This is a genomic window from Cognaticolwellia aestuarii (assembly GCF_002000025.1).
Taxonomy (GTDB): domain Bacteria; phylum Pseudomonadota; class Gammaproteobacteria; order Enterobacterales; family Alteromonadaceae; genus Cognaticolwellia; species Cognaticolwellia aestuarii.
The window spans coordinates 22,870-43,721 of the sequence record NZ_MUZV01000004.1 but is presented as its reverse complement, the minus strand read 5'-3'; the positions used below and the strand labels follow the sequence as shown (position 1 = coordinate 43,721).

At 39.8% G+C, this 20,852-nt stretch carries 13 protein-coding genes; 6 read left to right on the top strand and 7 right to left on the bottom strand.

Annotation, left to right across the window (positions count from 1 at the left end; all coding sequences use genetic code 11):
* Window positions 1-94: 94 nt before the first annotated feature.
* A complete protein-coding gene (locus tag B0169_RS07115) occupies window positions 95-1,435 on the bottom strand; it encodes a dicarboxylate/amino acid:cation symporter (RefSeq protein ID WP_077285284.1) in 1,341 nt (446 codons plus the stop codon).
* 393 nt (window positions 1,436-1,828) lie between these two features.
* Here B0169_RS07115 and B0169_RS07110 point away from each other — a divergent pair, with 393 nt between their 5' ends.
* Window positions 1,829-4,348, top strand: a complete 2,520-nt coding sequence (locus tag B0169_RS07110; RefSeq protein WP_077285283.1) for an Ig-like domain-containing protein — start codon at window positions 1,829-1,831, stop codon at window positions 4,346-4,348.
* Between the two features lie 115 nt (window positions 4,349-4,463).
* Here the strand turns inward: B0169_RS07110 and B0169_RS07105 are convergent, their stop codons facing one another.
* Window positions 4,464-5,570 (bottom strand): arginase family protein, encoded by a 1,107-nt coding sequence (locus tag B0169_RS07105; protein ID WP_077285282.1) that lies wholly within the window; start codon window positions 5,568-5,570, stop codon window positions 4,464-4,466.
* Window positions 5,571-5,970: 400 nt separating this feature from the next.
* Here B0169_RS07105 and topA point away from each other — a divergent pair, with 400 nt between their 5' ends.
* Window positions 5,971-8,652, top strand: coding sequence for a type I DNA topoisomerase (gene topA, locus B0169_RS07100; RefSeq protein WP_077285281.1), 2,682 nt, complete (start codon window positions 5,971-5,973; stop codon window positions 8,650-8,652).
* Window positions 8,653-8,781: 129 nt separating this feature from the next.
* Here the strand turns inward: topA and B0169_RS07095 are convergent, their stop codons facing one another.
* Both B0169_RS07095 and B0169_RS07090 read right to left on the bottom strand, forming a co-directional pair.
* A complete protein-coding gene (locus tag B0169_RS07095; RefSeq protein WP_077285280.1) occupies window positions 8,782-9,162 on the bottom strand; it encodes a ribosome recycling factor family protein in 381 nt (126 codons plus the stop codon).
* A 59-nt stretch (window positions 9,163-9,221) separates the two neighbouring features.
* Window positions 9,222-9,986: a hypothetical protein gene (locus B0169_RS07090; RefSeq protein ID WP_077285279.1), complete on the bottom strand. Its 765-nt coding sequence runs from the start codon at window positions 9,984-9,986 to the stop codon at window positions 9,222-9,224.
* Window positions 9,987-10,250: 264 nt separating this feature from the next.
* On the opposite strand from B0169_RS07090, the gene cysB reads away from it, so the two are divergent.
* Window positions 10,251-11,225: an HTH-type transcriptional regulator CysB gene (gene cysB, locus B0169_RS07085; RefSeq protein WP_077285278.1), complete on the top strand. Its 975-nt coding sequence runs from the start codon at window positions 10,251-10,253 to the stop codon at window positions 11,223-11,225.
* A gap of 166 nt (window positions 11,226-11,391) precedes the next feature.
* On the opposite strand, the gene B0169_RS07080 is transcribed toward cysB, so the two are convergent.
* The 3 genes from B0169_RS07080 to pabB form a co-directional block, all read right to left on the bottom strand.
* The gene (locus B0169_RS07080; RefSeq protein ID WP_077285560.1) at window positions 11,392-12,768 is read right to left on the bottom strand and encodes an L-serine ammonia-lyase; all 1,377 of its coding nucleotides are present in this window, start codon (window positions 12,766-12,768) and stop codon (window positions 11,392-11,394) included.
* Window positions 12,769-12,907: 139 nt separating this feature from the next.
* Entirely contained in the window at window positions 12,908-13,477 is a 570-nt protein-coding gene (locus B0169_RS07075) for a CoA pyrophosphatase (RefSeq protein WP_077285277.1), read from the bottom strand.
* Window positions 13,478-13,532: 55 nt separating this feature from the next.
* On the bottom strand, window positions 13,533-14,966 hold the full coding sequence (pabB, locus tag B0169_RS07070; RefSeq protein WP_077285276.1) for an aminodeoxychorismate synthase component I: 1,434 nt from the start codon (window positions 14,964-14,966) through the stop codon (window positions 13,533-13,535).
* 151 nt (window positions 14,967-15,117) lie between these two features.
* Between pabB and B0169_RS07065 the strand changes: the two genes are divergently transcribed.
* The 3 genes from B0169_RS07065 (at window position 15,118) to B0169_RS07055 (ending at window position 20,781) form a co-directional block, all read left to right on the top strand.
* A complete protein-coding gene (locus tag B0169_RS07065; RefSeq protein WP_077285559.1) occupies window positions 15,118-16,644 on the top strand; it encodes a fumarate hydratase in 1,527 nt (508 codons plus the stop codon).
* A gap of 196 nt (window positions 16,645-16,840) precedes the next feature.
* Window positions 16,841-18,877, top strand: coding sequence for a S9 family peptidase (locus tag B0169_RS07060; protein ID WP_143323491.1), 2,037 nt, complete (start codon window positions 16,841-16,843; stop codon window positions 18,875-18,877).
* A gap of 446 nt (window positions 18,878-19,323) precedes the next feature.
* A complete protein-coding gene (locus B0169_RS07055; protein WP_077285557.1) occupies window positions 19,324-20,781 on the top strand; it encodes a DNA recombination protein RmuC in 1,458 nt (485 codons plus the stop codon).
* The last annotated feature ends 71 nt before the right edge of the window (window positions 20,782-20,852 follow it).

Genomic DNA, 20,852 nt, shown 5'->3' with positions numbered 1-20,852 from the left:
GAAGTATTAGAAGTATTAGAAGTATTCGATAGGGCCAAGGAGATTAATATAAGTGCCGTATTGTTAATGAAACAATACGGCACTTTGAGCAATATTATTGCTTATTCAAGTGATGAAAGTCGATATCTTCGATATTTTTACCCGCGTTAGCATCGTTAAATACGGTTTCGTCAAACTGTTGTTCAGACTTACCAACAATGACCGTAACCATACTGTCGCCGGTAACATTCACAGCAGTACGTGTCATATCTAATAAGCGGTCAACACCAATAATTAAGGCAATGCCTTCAACAGGCAAGCCTACTTGCTCTAACACCATTGCTAGCATGATTAAACCAACACCAGGAACCCCCGCGGTGCCTATGGAAGCTAGTGTAGCGGTAAGGATAACCATTAAGTAATCAGCAAGGGTTAAATCTTGACTAAATACTTGGGCGATAAAAACAGTCGCAACACCCTGCATTATAGCGGTGCCGTCCATGTTGATAGTGGCACCTAATGGGACAGTAAATGATGCGATAGAATTTTTTACTCCCATTTTTTTGGTCGTCGTCTCAAGGGTTATCGGTAATGTGGCATTACTACTTGACGTTGAAAAAGCAAAAATGGCGGTATCACGCATTTTTTTCAGGAAAATTAACGGGTTTAAGCCGGTTAGTAATTTAAGTAATACTGGGTAGGTAACAAAGGCATGTAATAATAAAGCAAATACCACAACAAAAAAGTATTTTAATAAATTGCCAAAAGTGCTAAGTGAAACGTCAGTAAATAAACCCGCTAATAAACAAAATACGCCATAAGGTGCAATGTTCATTAATATTGTTACAAGGCGCATAATAACTTCGCTTAAATCTTCGAATAATGAGGCAATTCGCTCACCTGCTTTACCAGAAAGAGCAATAGCGATACCAAACAATAATGCGAAAATAATAACTTGTAGCATATTGCCTTTAGCGAAAGCGGCAAATGGGTTACTTGGAAACATTTGAATAAGTACTTGTGCAAGTGACGGTGCTTCACGGCTAGTAAATGTAGTGCCAGCAACCATATCTACCCCTTCTCCAGGGCTGATCAGTAAAGCCAGCGACATCGCAAAACTAATGGCAATTGCAGTGGTTAATAAATATAACCCAATAGCTTTTCCGCCTATTCTGCCAAGCTTAGTGGTATCTTTTAACGAACAAGTACCGCAGATCAACGAAACAAAGACCAATGGCACCACTAACATTTGTAAACTGGAAATAAATACTTGTCCACCAACTTCGAAAACGCCATCAACTAAAAATCCGCGTAATGAAAGGTCAAAGAGGTACAAAGGAATGACGGCATCTGAACCATCGGGCATCAACCATTGTAAAATGGTACCAACAAGAATACCTGCAACCATGCCGGTAACAATTCTAGTGGTTAAACTTGCTTGCTTTTTTTCAGTCATATTATTCTAGTTTTATTGAACGATAACTTATTATGTTGTTGCTAGGAGTATAAATCAAATGATTAAGGGCTTGTGCTTGTTGATTTATAGAGATTATTTTATCAGTGTGTATTTTATAGCCTGGCAATCATCATAAAAGGTCAGGATAAGAAGTCATTTTTTTGTTGTTTCGTGATTCAGGGAGCTTCACTTGTTTTATCAATGTGAATGCTAGGTAATGTTTTGAAAAGTTTAGGGTTGTGACTTAAATCACCAAGTATTTAATAGATTATCTAGTTGAAAATCATCAACTATCACCCAAGTTAGGTTTTTTTTCTTAATCGCTGACCTTTTCTGAAAAATTCGGTTAAGATGAGATAGTTGATGACAAAAATTACCAGGGAGATGCTTTTTATGGCGCTACTTCAACGCTTTAGTTTTATTTTACTGTTCGCAACCTTAATCGGGTGTGGCGGTAGTAGTGGTGGCTTTGATGAAACCACAGGTGAGGGCGATGGTAGTACACCAGACGCTATAACTATTTCACTGGCTATTTCAGAAACTACGGTGACAGGTGCAGCACCAGTAACCGTTACTGCAACCGTTATGCAAGGCTCTGAGCCTGTTGCTCGTAGAGCGGTTACCTTTAGTACTGGTTTAGGGGCATTTTCTCCTGCTTCAGGCACAGCTTTAACTAATGATAGCGGTGTTGCTACGATAATGCTTACCGCTGGTAATGTTCGTGGCGCTGCTGAAATATCAGCTTCTATCTCTACAGGTGAAAGCTCGACAACGCCGTTAGGTTTTACTACCCAAGGTGATGACATTGGCGTCGTAGGTAATATTAATGTAAATGTCGTATTAGTTGACGAAAACGGCGATGTTACCAATACTATTACAGCATCAAAACCAGGTCGTGTAGTTGCTACTGTTGGTGGTATTAGTGCACCATTAATCGTGACATTTAGTACAACTGTCGGTGATATCCCAATTGCATCAGCAATTACTAATGATAATAACCAAGCAACTGTTGATATTTTTGCGGGAGACACTCTAGGTGCAGGTGAAATTACAGCATCTATTTCTAGTGGCGAATCAAGTAGTACTATTCTTGTTGTTGGCTCTTCGACAGTTACAATGGGAAGCGGGACACCATTTGTAGAAGGTGCTGCTAGTGTCTCTCTCGCACAGATTTCTGCAGGTGGTACTAGTGTTATTTCGGTATCAATTGTTGATGATCAAGGGAATTTATTTACAGAACCCGTAGAGGTGAATTTTTCTTCGGGCTGTTCTGCACAATCAACAGCAATGTTCAGTAGCCCAGTGACAACGTCAAACGGTGTTGCGACAAGTACTTATTTAGCGCAAGGATGTGTGGGTGATGATCCTATTAATGTAACTGCAAATGCTGGTGGTATCAATTTATCAGCTTCGGCATCAATCAATGTGCTAGCTGCTGATATTGGTAGTATTGAATTTGTTTCAGCTAGTCCTGAAAATATTGGCATATTAGGTACTGGTATTGTTGGCGGCTCAGAGAGTTCTACTGTCGTTTTTAAAGTCAAGGACACAGATGGCAACCCGTATAATAATCGAGATGTTAATTTTGCATTAAATACCAATGTTGGTGGTATCAATTTAAGTCAAGAAGTTGCGACAACTAACGCTCAAGGTTTGGTACAAACTGTGGTTAATTCGGGTACTGTACCGACAACCGTTCGTGTGACGGCTTCAACTAAAACACTTAACGATCAAATCGTTTTTACCCAGTCTAGCTTACTTGTTGTTTCAACAGGGTTACCTGACCAAGATAGTTTCAGTATGTCTAGAGGGGTAGCAAATCCAGAGGCATGGGGAGTAGATGGTGTTGAAGTGCCTGTTACTGTTCGCATGGCTGATGCCTTTAATAATCCTGTACCGGATGGCACGGCAGTTAATTTTACAACAGAAGGTGGCTCTGTAGAGTCTTCGTGTACGACTACGAATGGTGTTTGTTCTGTCTTGTGGACGAGTCAAAACCCTCGGCCGGCAGGTCGTATTTTGACGCAAAGTTTTTGTACATTAGCCAATGATCTTGATCCAACTATTTTTTGTGCTCGCGAGCCCTTGGCAGACGGAAAAAATTATTTAGGTCAGGAGTTCGGCGGTCGTGTCACAGTCTTAGCAACGGCTATTGGTGAAGAGTCTTTTCCTGATAAGAATGGTAATGGTCGTTTTGATGAAAGTGAATATACTTTATTCCAAGGAACAGATGTGGGTGGCAGAGCATACGATTTAAAAGAAGCATTTGTTGACCATAATGAAGATAATTTATATAACCCACAAGAGACAAGTTCTGAAACTGGTGGTGAATTAGAAGAGTTTGTTGATTTTAATGCCAACGGTACATTTGACGTGCAAGATGGTGTATATAATGGTGTGTTATGCGGCTTTAATGATGTGTCAAATCCTGGCACACAAGTAGTAAATCAGTATTGTGCTAACCCAGACGATGAGCCAGATCCAACGAAAAAATCTCAGAAAGTTTCAACTAATGTCCGCGGCTCTGCCGTTATTGTTATGTCTGATGATGAACCTTATATAACATTGTTAGCGACAAATGATGCTGTCGCGCTTAGTTCGCCAAATCTTGACTCTACAGATACTACACTTTATATCGCAGGCGAAAATACGGGAACAGTAACGATTGCTGTGGCTGACTTTCATAACCAACCAATGCCTGAAGGTACGATTGTATCTTTTGATGCCGGTGTCGGGACAGTGGTCGGCACAGGTAGCTATACTTGGCCAAGTGATTCACGCAATGGCGCAAGTACCTTTAGTGTGGCAATTAAAGGTGAAGCAGACCCTAAAAGTGGCATTTTGGAAATAAAAGTAACGGCGCCTGGTGGCTTAACGACAACCTATAGTTCGGTTAATATTGTGATTGAGTAACCGGAACTAAGTAACAAAAAAGCCGTTCATTGAACGGCTTTTTTGTTTTAATTAACATGGGTTAACAGTCTCGCAGCATAATGTAGTGTAAAGTACGTACTGTTATTTATATGGTTTACTTATTCATTTCTTCAATTAAAAAGGCTGAAATTTCAGCACCGGCCGCTAACGTTCTATCACGGCTAACTTCGCCTAAGCCTGTGCTATCAGTAAATGGTGCTATCTCCATCATATCAGCGCCAGTGATAGGGCACTGAGCAGCAACAGCACGTAGTATTTGCATCGCTTCGTTTGGAGATAGGCCATCAGGCTCAGGTGTACCTGTTGCCGAGGCAAAGCTTTCATCGAGCGCGTCAATATCAAAGCTGACATAAACTTCATCAATATTATCAGCCTTTAACTGAGTAATAATTTTTTCAATAACCGCTTCAACACCTTGCTCTTTAACTTCATGAGCCCAATGTTGTTTAACTCCAAAGGTGCTTTCCCAATGTGACTTAGGCTTGCCGCTTGAGCGAATTCCAACTTGAATCAAATCACGATGCTCAGTTAAATCATCTAAAATGTGTGTACACCAAGAGCCAAAGCAAAGATCGATACCTAAACGTTCGACGAGCAAATCAGTATGTGCATCAAAATGAACAATTGCAGCACGTACGCCTTGCTTTTTCTTTGCCTGTAAATATGCTTTTGTTAATGGGTAGCTTACCGAATGATCACCGCCAATACCAAAAATACCTTTGTTTGGAAATTCAGCATAAAAGTCGTGTAAAACGTCTTCAGTTATCGTTAATGGACTAACCGCTAATTCGCTTTTTTCATTTTGGTACAGTGCTTTACGACAATTGGCCAACGTGGATTCATTAAGATATTTATCGTGTAACAAATGAGGAATAACTCGCACGTCACCTAAATCAAAGGCAGTTAAATTGGGATATTGTGCGAGTAATGTTGAACGAACAAATAATGGCCCCCAGTTTGCGCCACGTAAAATACCGCCGCCACAATCTGAAGCAATGCCTAGAATCACTGCATTAGTTGATTCTGGCAATTTTTCAATGCTTTGCTGCCATAGAGCCTCAATATTATCTGATTGGCCAAATAACGCTTGATGTAAACGCTCTTTACGTTCTTTTGCGGTGTTAACGGTAAAAACTCCGTTGCCTGGTGGACATAGGCACTGACTGATTTTATTTTTAAATGCTGACCATGAAGTTGTCATGTATATTCTCTTCCTATTAAAAGGTATTGAAATTCACTTAAATGAACGCAAACTACCTGGAGTGATGGTAATAAATTGTTATTACTGGTGATAAACTGAAGTTATTTCTGTTTCAGCCCTTAAGTTTTATCATAAAGTCGATTATGATGGCGCCGAAAAATTCGCATCATTATAGCTAAAAGTTGTAAAAAGGCACATATATAAAAATTTTTTGCTTGTCACCTTGCTAATTTACAGATATATCTAATAGTAATTTTAGTCTCAAATTTAATTTTAGGTCTCAGTTTTATTGATGAATACAATTTTTACTTAATATTTTGCTCGCGCAATATCAAGTAATTCAGCGCAACTAACTGTGACGAAACTGGCAATAGTCAGCTTAGTAGGAATATAAAATAATATGGCAAAATCTCTGGTAATTGTGGAATCGCCAGCCAAAGCGAAAACAATTAACAAGTACCTTGGTAAGGATTTTATTGTTAAATCGAGTGTCGGTCACGTGCGTGATCTACCCCACGGTAGCACTGGTAAAAAAGTGGCAGCTAAATCTCCTGCTGAGGTGAGAAAAATGGCACCTGCAGCGAAAGCTAAATATAAGCAGAAGCGCGATAAGCTCGCTTTAGTCAATCGTATGGGGATTGATCCAGATAACGATTGGGCGGCGAATTATCAAATATTGCCCGGCAAAGAAAAAGTGGTTAGTGAATTAACTAAACTTGCCAGTACTGCTGATACTATCTATCTCGCAACCGATTTGGATAGAGAAGGGGAAGCAATAGCGTGGCATCTAAAAGAGATCATTGGTGGCGATGATGCGAAGTTTAAGCGTGTAGTTTTTAATGAGATTACTGAAAACGCGATACAACAAGCGTTCTCTGCTCCGGGTGAGTTGAGTATGCCTGGGGTGAATGCCCAACAAGCTCGCCGCTTTCTTGATCGTGTTGTTGGCTTCATGGTTAGTCCATTGCTGTGGAAAAAAGTAGCCCGAGGTTTATCTGCCGGTCGAGTACAATCGGTCGCAGTAAAGCTTGTGGTTGAAAAAGAGCGTGAAATCAAGGCGTTTGATCCGAAAGAATATTGGGAAGTCAGTGCTGATACACAAACAGCTGAGGGTAAAGACTTTGCACTTGATGTTACTCATGAAAAGGGTAAGCCGTTCAAGCCAACAAATGAAGCAGATACAAACAAAGCATTAGCGGTTTTAAAATCTTCTGCTTTCACCGTTAGTAAGCGTGAAGACAAACCATCAAAGAGCACACCGTCTGCTCCGTTTATTACGTCAACATTACAGCAGGCTGCGAGTACTAAGTTAGGCTTTGGTGTTAAACGTACTATGGGTTTAGCACAGCGTTTATATGAAGCTGGGCATATTACTTATATGCGTACCGACTCAACTAATTTAAGTAAAGACGCCGTTGAAACATGCCGTGCTTATATTAGCGATAGCTTTGGTGACAATTATTTACCAGAGAACGCAAAGGTATATAGCAGTAAAGGCAATGCACAAGAGGCGCATGAAGCTATTCGTCCGTCAAATGTTAAACTTGAAGCTGCTTTTATCACTGACGTTGATGCTGATGCGAAAAAATTATATGAGCTAATTTGGCGCCAATTTGTTGCCTGTCAAATGACCGCAGCACGCTATACGGTAAGTACCATAACGGTCGATGCGTCTGGTTTTGATTTGAAAGCTAAAGGACGTGTAATGCAGTTTGATGGTTGGACACGAGTGCACCCACAATTATCGAAAGGTGATGACAAGCACTTACCTGATTTAGCTGTTGGCGAAGCGTTAACTTTGCAACAATTACATCCTGCTCAGCACTTTACTAAGCCACCTGCTCGTTTTGGTGAAGCATCATTAGTTAAAGAGCTAGAAAAGCGTTCAATTGGTCGACCATCAACTTATGCGTCAATTATTTCAACCATTCAAGATCGCGGCTATGTGCGTTTAGATAAAAAACGTTTTTATGCTGAAAAAATGGGCGAAATTGTTACAGATAGTTTATCGGGTAGCTTTCAAAAATTAATGAATTATGACTTTACTGCCAATATGGAGCAGGAGTTAGATGAAGTTGCTGAAGGTAAAAGTAACTGGAAAGATGTATTAAACGACTTCTATAAAAACTTTACGCAACAGTTAGAGCTTGCTGATAAACCTTCTGATGAAGGTGGCATGCGTAATAACGAACCTATTATTACCGATATTGATTGCCCTACTTGTGGCCGTAAAATGGGGATTAGAACCGGTTCAACAGGTGTTTTCTTAGGCTGTTCTGGTTATGCATTGCCGCCAAAAGAGCGCTGTACAACTACCATGAACCTAACACCGGGTGAAGAAGCGGTTAGTGTTTTAGCGGAAGATCAAGAAACTGAAGCGTTACGTGCTATGCATCGTTGTAACAAGTGCGGTACGGCTATGGATAGCTACTTAATTGATGAAACACGCAAATTACATGTTTGTGGTAATAATCCCGTTTGTGATGGTTTAGAGCTAGAAAAAGGTGAATTTAAGCTTAAAGGCTACGATGGTCCTATTTTAGAATGTGACCGTTGTGAAGCCGAGATGGAGCTTAAATCTGGTCGTTTTGGTAAGTATTTTGATTGTACCAATAGTGAATGTAAAAATACCCGTAAACTATTGGCAAGCGGTGAAGCTGCGCCACCGAAAGAAGATCCGGTACAGCTACCTGAATTACCATGCGAAAAGTCTGAAGCACACTTTGTTTTACGCGACGGTGCAGCAGGTATTTTCTTAGCGGCCAATACTTTTCCAAAGTCACGCGAAACACGGGCACCTAAAGTGGCCGAATTAGCACGTTTTCGTGATAGAATTTCAGAAAAATTCTACTACCTTGCCGATGCGCCAGCAGAAGATCCTGAAGGTAACCTTGCCGTTGTACGCTATAGCCGGAAAACTAAATCACAATATGTGATGACAGAAGTGGAAGGTAAAGCTACTGGTTGGAATGCTAAATATATTGATGGTAAATGGGTTGAAGAGTTAGCAAAGAAAAAAGCCCCTAAGGCTAAAGCTAAAGCGAAACCAAAAGCAAAGCCGAAAGAAAAAAAGACAGCATAGCTTAACCCACCCGTTTTAGTATCAGGTGGTTGACAAAATAAAAGCGCTCTTTGAGCGCTTTTATTATTTCTAATGCTGCTGTTATTTAACTAAGCTATTAGTAGAAGGGGTAATTAGCTGCAGTGACTTTTAATCACTAAACTCTAGTGTATCTATCACTTTTCGTGCTTGGGCTATGGTGCAATCAGTGCGCTGCATTAGCTCAGACACTGTTATCGCAGGCTTTTTCTCAGCAATGCTGAGTAGCATATCAAACCCCAAATCTTTATGCTGTTTAGATAGGTGGGTGACCAACCATTGCCAACTTGGCTCTGTACTCGCCTCAATAGCTTTTATTATTGCTTCTATTTGTTCAAAGCTAGCTTGTAATTGCCAGTGACGAGAACGGCCAATACGTTTGAGTTCACAGCCTTGTTCACGGATCAGATTTTTGAGATGGTCAGTTTTATCTACACGACGTATAAAAGAGGGCAGGGTAATATAAGGTGTTTGATTTTGGCGTGTTTTCATTATGCTAATAAATTAAAAACCAGCATTGCTGCTGGTTTTTAATTAATGTGCTGGTTAGGTTACCACTTTTTCTTAGGTTGAAATAATAAATCTAAATCATCTTCTTCAGCTTTAGCTTTTTTAGCGGCATCTTTCGCATTGGTATTTTTTAGTGATGAGGTAATATCTTCGAGTATATTTTCAATTTCTTCACGCTTGCTGGTACAGTATTCTGTTTGCACAGGGCTTTCTGATATGGTTTGTAATGCCTTTTCAAAGTATTGTCTTGCAGAGCCTAACATTTCTTTTTGATAAGCCATCATGCCACGTTTTTGTAAGCTTTCTACGCCAATCTTTAGCTGCATTGCACCCAACTTTTGATCTTCTTGTGTAAAAGTCTGAGCATCTAAATTACCTTTAGTTTGTTCAGATTTCAGTGTTGCTCGTAATTTTTTTATACATTGTAAAATGCCGACTAAGTGTTGCTCATTATCAGGTAAAGTAAAGCTTTGCTCACTCGCTGCTTGGCTATTGTTATCATTACTGGCACTTACTCGGGCTTCTAGCTCTTGGACGCGTTTACCCAAAGATTTGTTCTCTGGTAGTATTTTGGCCATAGACTTTGCCGCATGTAAACTGCGGTTATTGAGAATTTTTATTAAACTCGGGTTGTTAGGTAAGTTAGCCAAGCTCAAGAGTAACTCTTCAGTTTCATCGATTATAGCTTTTTGCTTTGCTGCCTTAGCGCGCTTCTCATGTTCTAATTTTTCTTTATGCTGTTGTATTGCATTGACTACCACGACAATGATAATTAAAGCGATAATTAAAGCGATGATAATGCCCATGTTTAATTCTCTATTATGAAAAATATTAATTGCTAATATAGCAGTCTACAAAAATTGTTCGATGAAGCAAAGGATAAAGCGTTTTCTTTTCCCTGTTTTCATAGATTTGCAGATATCGAATGGCTAAAGGTAATGCTTTTGCTGTTTAAGTAACCATTTTAATTGTTCATTAGTTGCTAATTTCCCCACAATTAAAAAATTAATATGGTATAAATGTCATTATAAGTATATATTTTTCGAATAAGAAACCTCTGAATTATAATTATGAAGCTGCAACAACTCCGCTATATCGTCGAAGTACTCAATAATAACTTAAATGTTTCCGCTACTGCGGAAAGTCTTTTTACTTCGCAACCAGGCATCAGCAAACAAGTACGTATGCTAGAAGATGAGCTAGGCATTCAAATCTTTGGCCGCAGTGGTAAACATCTCACTCATGTAACGTCCGCTGGTAATGAAGTGATTAATATAGCAACAGAGATATTATCAAAGGTTGAAGCCATTAAAGCCGTTGCGCGTGAGCACACGCAACCTGATGAAGGTAAATTACGTATTGCTACCACGCATACGCAAGCGCGTTATGCTTTACCGGAAGTTATTCAAGGCTTCATGAAGAAGTATGCTAAAGTTTCATTACATATGTACCAAGGAACACCTGCACAAATCAGTGATGCTTCAAGTAAAGGAGAAGCTGATTTTGCGATTGCCACCGAGTCTTTGCACCTCTATAACGATTTGGTGATGTTACCTTGTTATCATTGGAATCGTAGTATTATTGTTAAAGCTGACCATCCGTTAGCGAGTAAACAAAATATTACTATTGAAGATATTGCGAAATATTCTTTAGTAACTTACGTTTTTGGTTTTACTGGGCGATCGGAATTAGACGCGGCCTTTAGTCAAATTGGCGTTGAACCTAAGATTGCCTTTACGGCGACCGATGCGGATGTTATTAAAACCTACGTGCGATTAGGTGTCGGTGTTGGTGTTATTGCAACCATGGCGATGGATCCGAAAATTGATAATGATCTAGTCACTATTGATGCGAGTCATCTATTTAGTCCAAGTACCACTAAAATAGGTTTCAGACGCGGTACTTTCTTGCGTGGTTATATGTTTGATTTTATTGAGCGCTTTGCCCCGCATTTAAATCGTGACTTAGTTACTAGAGCTATTCTATTGAAAAACAATGCAGAAATCGATGAGATGTTTGCCAACATTAAGTTACCTGTGCGTTAGTACTGGCGAATTCTTAGTTAACTTTTGATAAGCTATAGTATAAATAGTAAAAAGCCGTATTAACTTTAATACGGCTTTTTGCTTTTATAATGTTCAGACTACAGCTTTTGATTCACTTGAATATCAAGCACTCATTATGCTGCACTCATTATGCAGAGTTCAGGTATTAACACTCAATAATATTAACCGCTAAACCACCACGCGAAGTTTCTTTATATTTGGTTTTCATGTCATTACCAGTATCCCACATGGTTTTTATCACTTTATCTAATGACACCTTTTGCTTACCTGTACCACGTAATGCTAAACGAGAGGCATTAATTGCTTTTACTGAGCCCATGGCATTACGTTCAATGCAAGGCACCTGTACTAAGCCACCGACAGGGTCACAGGTAAGGCCTAAGTTATGCTCCATACCAATTTCTGCCGCGTTTTCAACTTGTACTGGTGAGCCGCCCATAATTTCAGTTAATGCCCCTGCAGCCATTGAACAGGCAACACCAACTTCTGCTTGGCAGCCACCTTCGGCACCTGAAATAGTTGCGTTAGTTTTATATAAAATACCAATGGCAGCCGCGGTTAATAAATAACGAATGCAGTCTTCATCACTCACGGGTTTAATAAACTTATCATAATAAGATAATACCGCGGGAAGGATACCTGCTGCACCATTGGTTGGAGCGGTTACTACTCGACTCCCCGCTGCGTTTTCTTCATTTACTGCCAAGGCAAATAAATTAACCCAGTCCATCGCTGAGAGAGGGTCGTTACTTTTTTCAACTGAAAGGGCACGATGCAAGGCGGGCGCTCTGCGTGTAACTTTTAAACCGCCAGGCAAAATACCTTCAGTGACTATGCCACGTGCAATGCTGGCTTTCATTGCATGCCAAATATTTAATAAACCCGAACGAATATCAGCTTCAGCTTGCAAACACTTTTCGTTATCCATCATGATGCTACTTATGCTCAGGCCTTTTTCATTGGCTATTTGCAATAATTCATCGGCACTAGAAAAACGATGTGGTCGATCAATATTGGCGTGGGTTGATAGCGCTTTATCTTTTTCTTTTTCAAAATCACAATCTTTAACAATAAAACCACCACCGATAGAGTAATAGGTTTCTTCAAAAATCACGCTGTCATCGGAATAAGCATATAAAGTCATGGCATTAGCATGCGCAGGTAGAGTTTTTCTACGATGATAAATAATAGCGTTTGCTTTGGGAAAAGTGATCAGGTGTTGCATGTTGAGGTTTATTTTCTCACTAGCAACAACTTCAGCTAGGGTCGATTCGATAGAGTCAACAGGGATTGTTTCCGGACATTGACCCGTAAGTCCCAAAATAACAGCTTTACCTGTACCGTGGCCAATACCTGTTTGTCCTAGCGAACCAAATAACTCGCATTTAACCCGATCTGTGTTGGTTAATTTACCTTCTGCAATAAGATTCTCAACAAATAGCTTTGCAGCTTTCATTGGGCCAACGGTATGAGAACTGGAAGGGCCAATTCCAATCGAAAACATATCAAATACACTAATCATAGAAAAACCTGAATAAATACTGTTAAATATAGTTTGAGGTAAAATATTATTCGGAGATTGTAGCTGAAAGCTTTCAGCATGCAAAACAAAATATCACTTACTTGGTATTATTATAGTCAGTAACTTACCCAGGCATAAATTAATTTATTAAAACGCTTAGGTCATGCAACATAGCGGCAGTTGCGCCCCAAATATTGTATTGTTGGTAAGGCATGAAGTGGATGTTATGGTGCTCACCTCTATGATAAAACGGCACTTGAATATGGTGCTGACGTTGTAAAAAATGTGCTAGAGGTACTTGAAATACTTCTGAAACTTCATTTTTGTCAATGTGATAACTTTTACTGTTAGTCACAATTGCAACTATTGGTGTTACCTCATAACCTGAAATGGTTTGGTAAGGGTTAAGTTGGCCGAGCACATTAATAGAGGGAGCCACTAGACCAATTTCTTCTTCAGTTTCACGCAATGCTGTAGCGGTTAAGTCGCGGTCAAATGGCTCTGCTTTACCGCCTGGAAAACTAATTTGCCCAGGGTGATGGGTAAGGTGGCTTGCGCGTTTAGTCAACAAAACATTTAACTGATTTTGATCGCTTACAATAGGGATTAACACCGCAGCACTTTTTAGTTGTTGCGGATAACGGAAATTATGCACCGAGGCAGGTAAAGACCGCATATGAAAGCGCTGTATAAATTCTTCTTTCGTCATACATACCTTCAAAAGTTATTTGTAAAAAAGCAAGTTCCAGCTAAGTATTAGGCACTTAAACTGAGTTTAGTTTGCTTAATATCGGTAAAATTTTATTCACTTTATCGTAAGTTTCTTGATACTCACTGTCAACGTTTGAATCTGCAACTAAGCCGCCACCGGCCCAGCAGTGTATTTTTTCATCATGACAAACTAAGGTTCTGATGGTGATACTGGTATCCATATTACCGCAGGCAGATAAATAACCAATAGCACCGCAATAGACACTTCGTTGGTTTGGCTCAAGTTCCTCAATTATATCCATAGCTCTAATTTTAGGCGCGCCGGTGATAGAGCCACCAGGAAATGAGGCACGCAGTAAATCACTGCCGTCATATTGTGCTGCTATTTCGCCTTCTACGGTACTGACCAAATGGTGCACTGCTGGAAAGCTTTCAATAGCAAATAACGTTGGCACGGTTACCGAGCCTGGCACGCATACTCGGCTGATATCGTTGCGCAGCAAATCAACAATCATTAAGTTCTCTGCTCTATCTTTACTGGCTTGACGTAACTCGTCAGCATTTGCCAGATCGATAACTGGATCTTGATTACGAGGACGAGTGCCTTTAATGGGTTTACTTTGAATTTTGTTATCAATTTTTTGCAAAAAGCGCTCAGGTGAAATGCTTAATATCGCACTATCATCAAAGCGGAGAAAAGCAGAAAAAGGCGCTTTGTTTTCAGCTCTTAAGGCACAATAAGCTTGATATTCGCAACCGTTATATTGCGCACTAAAACGTTGTGCTAAATTAATTTGATAGCAGTCACCTGATAGTAAATAATCATGCACTTGCTTAAATTTTTTACGGTACTGTGGCTGTGGCATATTCGATTGCCAAGCTGTGGTTAACTTGAAATCTTTTGTTGTTCCTGAATCTTTATCTATTGCGAGTTTTGAGGAACTTTTTACTAAGGCCTGATGAAAAAAATCAACTAAGGAGGCTCTATGCTCATCAAAACACAGCAACCAGTATTTTTGTAACTTGCGATCAAAAATAATTGCCTGTTGGTAAATGCCAATAGCCATTTCAGGAATATCGATATCTTTATCTGTTTGCTGTTTGATCACTTCAAAACGTTTACCTAAATCATAAGCAAAATAACCAACTGCACCACCTTTGAAAGGTAATTCGCAGGGGGCAATAGTCACATTTTCAAAACAGGTTTTTTGCTGCTGCTTTAAAAGCAATAATGGGTCTTTATCACTTTGATACTGACTATTATCGAGCGCGTTTTTTATCTCAGTAACATCACCAAAAGTTGTTAATGTTGCGCAGGGCTGCCATACCATTATGTCATAGCGGCTATCAACATGCGTACTTTCACAAGAGTCTAACCACATTGCCCAAGGTTGCTCTGCAATAAGCGAGAATAGGCTTTGGCTATTAAATGGTGTGTCTAATTGCAGTAATTGTGCAGACAATCGTCTTATGGAATGTGTTGGCAAAATATTCTCACGCTATTTTATTTATTGGTATTATCTTAGGGTCATATTAGACCATTTGATACTGGTAGGGATTTAACAACCGATGTATGATATCGGCAAATTTATAACTTTCAACTTATCTCTCGCCCAATTGATAAAAAAAGAGACCGTTATGGCTATTATAAAACAACAAGACCTAATCGAAAGCGTTGCAGACGCGCTACAATATATTTCCTTCTATCATCCGTTAGATTTTATTCAAGCACTTGAAAAGGCTTATCACAAAGAAGAAAGTCAGGCGGCAAAAGACGCTATTGCGCAAATTCTCATTAATTCACGTATGTCGGCACATGGTAAAAGACCTATTTGTCAGGATACCGGTATTGTTACCTGCTTCGTTAAAGTGGGTATGGCCGTGCAGTGGGATAAAACTGACATGACAGTGCAACAAATGGTTGATGAAGGTACTCGTCGTGCTTATTTAAACCCTGATAACCCATTACGTGCGTCAATTGTTGCCGATCCTGCTGGCAAACGTATCAATACCAAAGATAATACACCGTCTGTGGTGCATATTGACATGGTTCCTGGTGATCACATTGAAGTGATGATCGCAGCTAAAGGTGGCGGAAGCGAAAATAAATCTAAAATGGTCATGCTAAACCCAAGTGATTCAATTGCTGATTGGGTGGTAAAAACTTTACCGACAATGGGCGCGGGCTGGTGTCCACCAGGTATGTTAGGTATAGGTATCGGTGGTACGGCCGAAAAGGCTGGTGTATTAGCCAAAGAAAGCCTAATGGACCCTGTTAACATTCAAGAACTGATTGACCGTGGGCCTGAAAATGCAGAAGAAGAATTACGTTTAGAAATTTATGATCGTGTTAACAAGCTAGGTATTGGCGCCCAAGGTTTAGGTGGTTTAACGACTGTGGTTGATATTAAAATCAATTCAGTGCCTACCCATGCGGCTTCAAAACCTGTGGTAATGATCCCAAACTGTGCGGCCACTCGACATGTGCATTTTCATCTTGATGGCTCAGGCCCTGCTGATTTAACACCGCCAAAACTTGAAGACTGGCCTGAAATTACTTGGGAAGTTGGTGAGAATGTTCGTCGCGTAAATGTTGATGAGTTATCAAAAGCTGATATTAGTTCATGGAAAACAGGTGAAACGGTACTGTTAAGTGGCACAATTTTAACGGGGCGCGATGCTGCGCATAAACGTATTCAAGATATGTTAGCGGCAGGTGAAGAATTACCTGTAGACTTTACTGACAAATTTATTTACTACGTAGGTCCTGTTGATGCTATTGGTGATGAAGCTGTAGGCCCTGCAGGCCCTACAACAGCAACACGTATGGATAAATTTACTGAAATGATGCTATCAAAAACAGGTTTGTTAGGTACTATCGGCAAAGCTGAGCGTGGCCCTGACACCGTTGAGTGTATTAAAAAACACAAGTCAGTTTATTTAATGGCCGTAGGCGGTGCAGCGTACTTAGTGTCTAAAGCCATTAAAAAAGCTAAAGTTGTGGCGTTTGAAGATATGGGCATGGAAGCTATTTACGAATTTGTTGTCGAAGATATGCCTGTCACTGTTGCCGTTGACAGCTTAGGTGAGTCAGCGCATGTAACCGGACCTGCAATCTGGCAAGCGAAAATTGCTGAGCTTGATAGCAAATTAAAAGGCGAGTAATTTTCTGTTATAAAACGCCCATATGGGCGTTTTTTATATACAGGACGTATAGTATATCGCGGTCACATGGTCGTTTCTTGCCATTCATGGCATTACGACATTAATATACCCTTATATGTCGATGTGAAAGAGCGTGTATGTTCAGAACTTACAGTAAAAAGTATTAATAAAAGCATATAAACCAAAGTAGGATGTTATGAATAAAAAAATAGTCAGCATGGCGACCCTTACTACGTTGGCCTTTGCCAGTGCGACAAGTGCTGCGAGCACAGTTGAGTCAAAGGTGTTAGATGTCAGCGCATTAACAGAGTTTAATCAAATTCATGATTTTGTCGTTTCTCCGCAAGGTGACAGCTTTATATACCGCTTAAAAAAAGGCATTCGCTCTACAGATAACCACCTGTATTTACAAAAAGTTAACTCAGATAAGGTGCAGCAACTTACCAGCAATAAAAGTGGTGAAAGCAATGTTATGTACTCACAAGATGGAAAAAGTATCTATTTTCTTTCTGGGCGCAGCGGTAGCTCACAAATATGGCAATTACCACTGAGCGGTGGTGAAGCTCAACAAGTGTCCGCGTTGCCACTTGATATCAATGGTTTTCAAATGTCCAACGATGGCAAACGCTTTGCCGTTGAACTGACTGTGTTACCAGGTTGTGAAACCATGCAGTGCACGCTTGATGCCAAAGCCAATGATGCCAAAAAACAGCATAATGTAAGGGTATACGATCAATTAATGGTGCGTCATTGGGACACTTGGAATACCGCTTATAAGTCGCATCTGTTTGTGGCTGAAAAAAGTGCCAACGGGGCATTTACCCAAGCGACTGATTTAATGCCTTCTTGGCAGGGCGATATCGCCGGTGCAGGCGAAGTGAGTTTTCATCCTGACGGTAAAAGCTTGAGCTTCTCAGCAAAACTACCAAGCAAAGAACAAGCGTGGAATACTAACTTTGATATTTTTGAAGTCGACTTAACCACTAAAAAAATGACTAATATTACCGAAGAAAATACCGCTTGGGATGCCAAGCCAGTTTATTCTTCTAATGGTCGTTATTTGGCGTATAAAGCCATGTCAGTGCCAGGCTATGAGTCTGATAAGTTTACGGTGATGATCCGCGACGGAAAAACCGGTAAAACTCGTGCTATTGCAAAGCAATGGGATCGCTCGGTGAGTGAATTAGTTTTTGCGAATGATAATCGTACTTTGTATGTTACGGCTAACGATATGGGGCAAAAAAGCATTTTTGAAATAAACCCAGAGTTTGGTGATGTTCGACGGGTATATAATGATGGAACGGCAGGGAAAATAGCGGTATCGGCAGACAAAGTATTTTTTACGCGTCACGCGCTTGATGCACCAACCGATATCTTTATGGTTGACCGTGATGGTTATCAATTAAAACAACTGACGCAAGTCAATGTCGATAAACTGAGTAACATTACACTTGCAGAATTTGAGCAGTTTAATTTTAAAGGCTGGAATGATGAAGAAGTGCATGGTTACTGGCTAAAACCAGCAAACTTTCAAGAGGGTAGCAAATACCCCGTTGCTTTTTTAGTGCATGGCGGACCACAAGGTAGCTTCGGTAATATGTTTCATTATCGTTGGAATGCTCAGTTATGGGCTGCACAAGGTTATGCGGTTGTGATGATAGATTTTCATGGCTCGATTGGTTACGGACAAAAATTTACCGATTCGATCGCCCGTGATTGGGGCGGCAAGCCACTAGAAGATTTACAAAAAGGTCTTGCTGATATCACCAGTCAAGAGCCTTGGATGGACGCTGATAACGCTTGTGCGCTTGGTGCATCATATGGTGGTTACATGATGAATTGGATCCAAGGTAATTGGTCTGATGGCTTCAAATGTATTGTTAATCATGCTGGTTTGTATGATATGCCAAGCTTTTACGGTTCAACAGAAGAGTTATGGTTTCCTGAACACGATATGGGCGGCCCGGTATGGCAGGGGAGTGAAGACTATAATAAATTTAACCCTGCAGCTTTAGTTAAAAACTGGCAAACACCGATGTTAGTGATCCAAGGTGAACTAGATTATCGTGTACCTTATGCACAAAGCTTAGGAGCGTTTACCGCTTTACAACGTCAAAGTATTCCAAGTCGTTTGGTGATGTTCCCCGATGAAGATCATCATATTCGCAACCCTGATAATTTGAAAGTATGGTACCAAGAAGTATTTAATTGGATGAAAAAATACACTAACTAACGAGTTGTTGCGCTACATATTGCGCTACATAGTGAATAAGTTAAGTTTCACTGATGCAATAAAAAAAACGGTAATTGAGTTTAATGAATTACCGTTTTTTATTATTTATTATTTAATGGTTGAGGTAGTTTTCACAGAGCCAAACTTAAAGGTCAATGGGCACGGGTGTGTCATTCTAGTTTCTAGATACCTGTGAGTTGCTCGTTAAAACCAGTAACTCAGTATGAAAAGCGCATCTCTATAGCTAGACAGGGATTACTTTAAATAAGCTATGCAAAAAATTGCTGATATATAAAAGTGAAACTAATGATGGATAAACTAATGTTTAATCTGGCTGTGAAATTAAAATTCATCATATAGTCAGTGTTCGAACTTAAATATTTAGTTAACCTTATCAGTAAAGTATGCTCTAATAACTGGTAATATTTACAGTGTTTGGCAGCAGTATGATCTCAGTATTAAATCTTCCTTGGTTAACTTTGGATAACTTCCCGACCCTAATCGCTCTTGTGCTTATATTGCTGATAACTCTGCTTATCACAAGCTTGTTATTACTACGACGGGTAAAAGTCAGCCAAGTATCTTTTGAAGCACAACAACAACTTTTGCAACAATTAGCAGAAAAAGTAAATTTAAGCTATGAAGTAAATGCCAATAATCAGCAACAGTTACAACAGCAGTTAAGTTTTAATCACCAACAATTAGCGACTCAACAAAATGAGCTAAAAACTTACTTTGAACAACAAATCTCTGACTTTAAATTAAAGTTATTGCGTCAGCATGGTGAACAAGGTGAAAAGCAAGTACAACAACTGCATAATCACAGTGAGCAACTTAAAAAAAACTTATATGAACATCATGTTACGTTTAATGATAATCAGCGTGCAGCTGCTGAGCAATTAACCAATCAACTCACGGCTACAGCTAAATTAGGCCGTGAAGAAATGGCTAAGTCGCTACATTTATCAGCTGAGCAAATGGCGAAAAGAATTGATGAGCTTACCGTTTCGACAGATAACCGCCTTAAAGATATTAGCGGCCAGGTTGAAAAACGTTTAGCGGACGGCTTTGAGAAAACGACCAAAACCTTTAACGATATTTTACAGCGTTTGGCGTTAATTGATGACGCGCAGAAAAAAATTACCGAGCTTTCTAGTAACGTAGTGAGCTTGCAAGAAGTGCTGTCAGACAAACGCTCACGTGGTGCTTTCGGTGAGGTACAGTTAAATGCTTTAATTCGTAATGTGCTACCAGAACAACATTTTTCACTACAACACACCTTATCAAATGGCAAAATTGCTGACTGTATTTTATTTTTGCCTGAGCCAACCGGTAATGTGGTGGTTGACTCGAAATTCCCATTAGAAAGCTATAAAAAAATGGCTGACAATAGCTTGGGTGAATTTGAGCGCAAAACGGCTGAGCGACAATTTAAAGTTGATATTAAAAAGCATATTAATGATATTAGTGATAAATATTTAATTGATAAAGAGACGGCAGATGGTGCGGTAATGTTTATCCCTGCTGAAGCTATTTTTGCTGAAATACACGCGCATCATAGTGATCTGGTAGACTATGCCAATAAAAAACGTGTTTGGTTAGCATCGCCAACCACTTTAATGGCTATTTTAACCACCGCACGTTCAGTGCTGAAGGACGAGGCAACGCGTAAGCAGATACATGTTATTCAGGCGCATTTGTCACACTTGGCGGCTGACTTTTCTCGCTTTAAAGGCCGTTTTGCTAATTTAGCCAAACATATTGATCAAGCGGCGAGTGATGTTAAACAAATTCATACTTCGGCTGACAAAATTAGTAATCGTTTTGAAAAAATAGAGCAAGTTGAATTAAAGCAAGAAGATGAAAAGCTTGCTATAGCAGCAGATAAAAAGCTAAAACTTTAAATAAAGGTAACTTTGTTTTCATCGTTGAAAGTTATTATTATCAGCGTGAAGTTAAATAGTTTGATGTTGCT

Bases quoted from the DNA above. Each gene is read 5' to 3' on its own strand.
- B0169_RS07105 (WP_077285282.1), bottom strand. From the start codon at position 5,570: ATGACAACTTCATGGTCAGCATTTAAAAATAAAATCAGTCAGTGCCTA.
- B0169_RS07110 (WP_077285283.1), top strand. From the start codon at position 1,829: ATGGCGCTACTTCAACGCTTTAGTTTTATTTTACTGTTCGCAACCTTA.
- B0169_RS07090 (WP_077285279.1), bottom strand. From the start codon at position 9,986: ATGGGCATTATCATCGCTTTAATTATCGCTTTAATTATCATTGTCGTG.
- B0169_RS07075 (WP_077285277.1), bottom strand. From the start codon at position 13,477: ATGACGAAAGAAGAATTTATACAGCGCTTTCATATGCGGTCTTTACCT.
- topA (WP_077285281.1), top strand. From the start codon at position 5,971: ATGGCAAAATCTCTGGTAATTGTGGAATCGCCAGCCAAAGCGAAAACA.
- B0169_RS07115 (WP_077285284.1), bottom strand. From the start codon at position 1,435: ATGACTGAAAAAAAGCAAGCAAGTTTAACCACTAGAATTGTTACCGGC.
- B0169_RS07095 (WP_077285280.1), bottom strand. From the start codon at position 9,162: ATGAAAACACGCCAAAATCAAACACCTTATATTACCCTGCCCTCTTTT.
- B0169_RS07060 (WP_143323491.1), top strand. From the start codon at position 16,841: ATGAATAAAAAAATAGTCAGCATGGCGACCCTTACTACGTTGGCCTTT.
- B0169_RS07055 (WP_077285557.1), top strand. From the start codon at position 19,324: ATGATCTCAGTATTAAATCTTCCTTGGTTAACTTTGGATAACTTCCCG.
- cysB (WP_077285278.1), top strand. From the start codon at position 10,251: ATGAAGCTGCAACAACTCCGCTATATCGTCGAAGTACTCAATAATAAC.
- B0169_RS07065 (WP_077285559.1), top strand. From the start codon at position 15,118: ATGGCTATTATAAAACAACAAGACCTAATCGAAAGCGTTGCAGACGCG.
- B0169_RS07080 (WP_077285560.1), bottom strand. From the start codon at position 12,768: ATGATTAGTGTATTTGATATGTTTTCGATTGGAATTGGCCCTTCCAGT.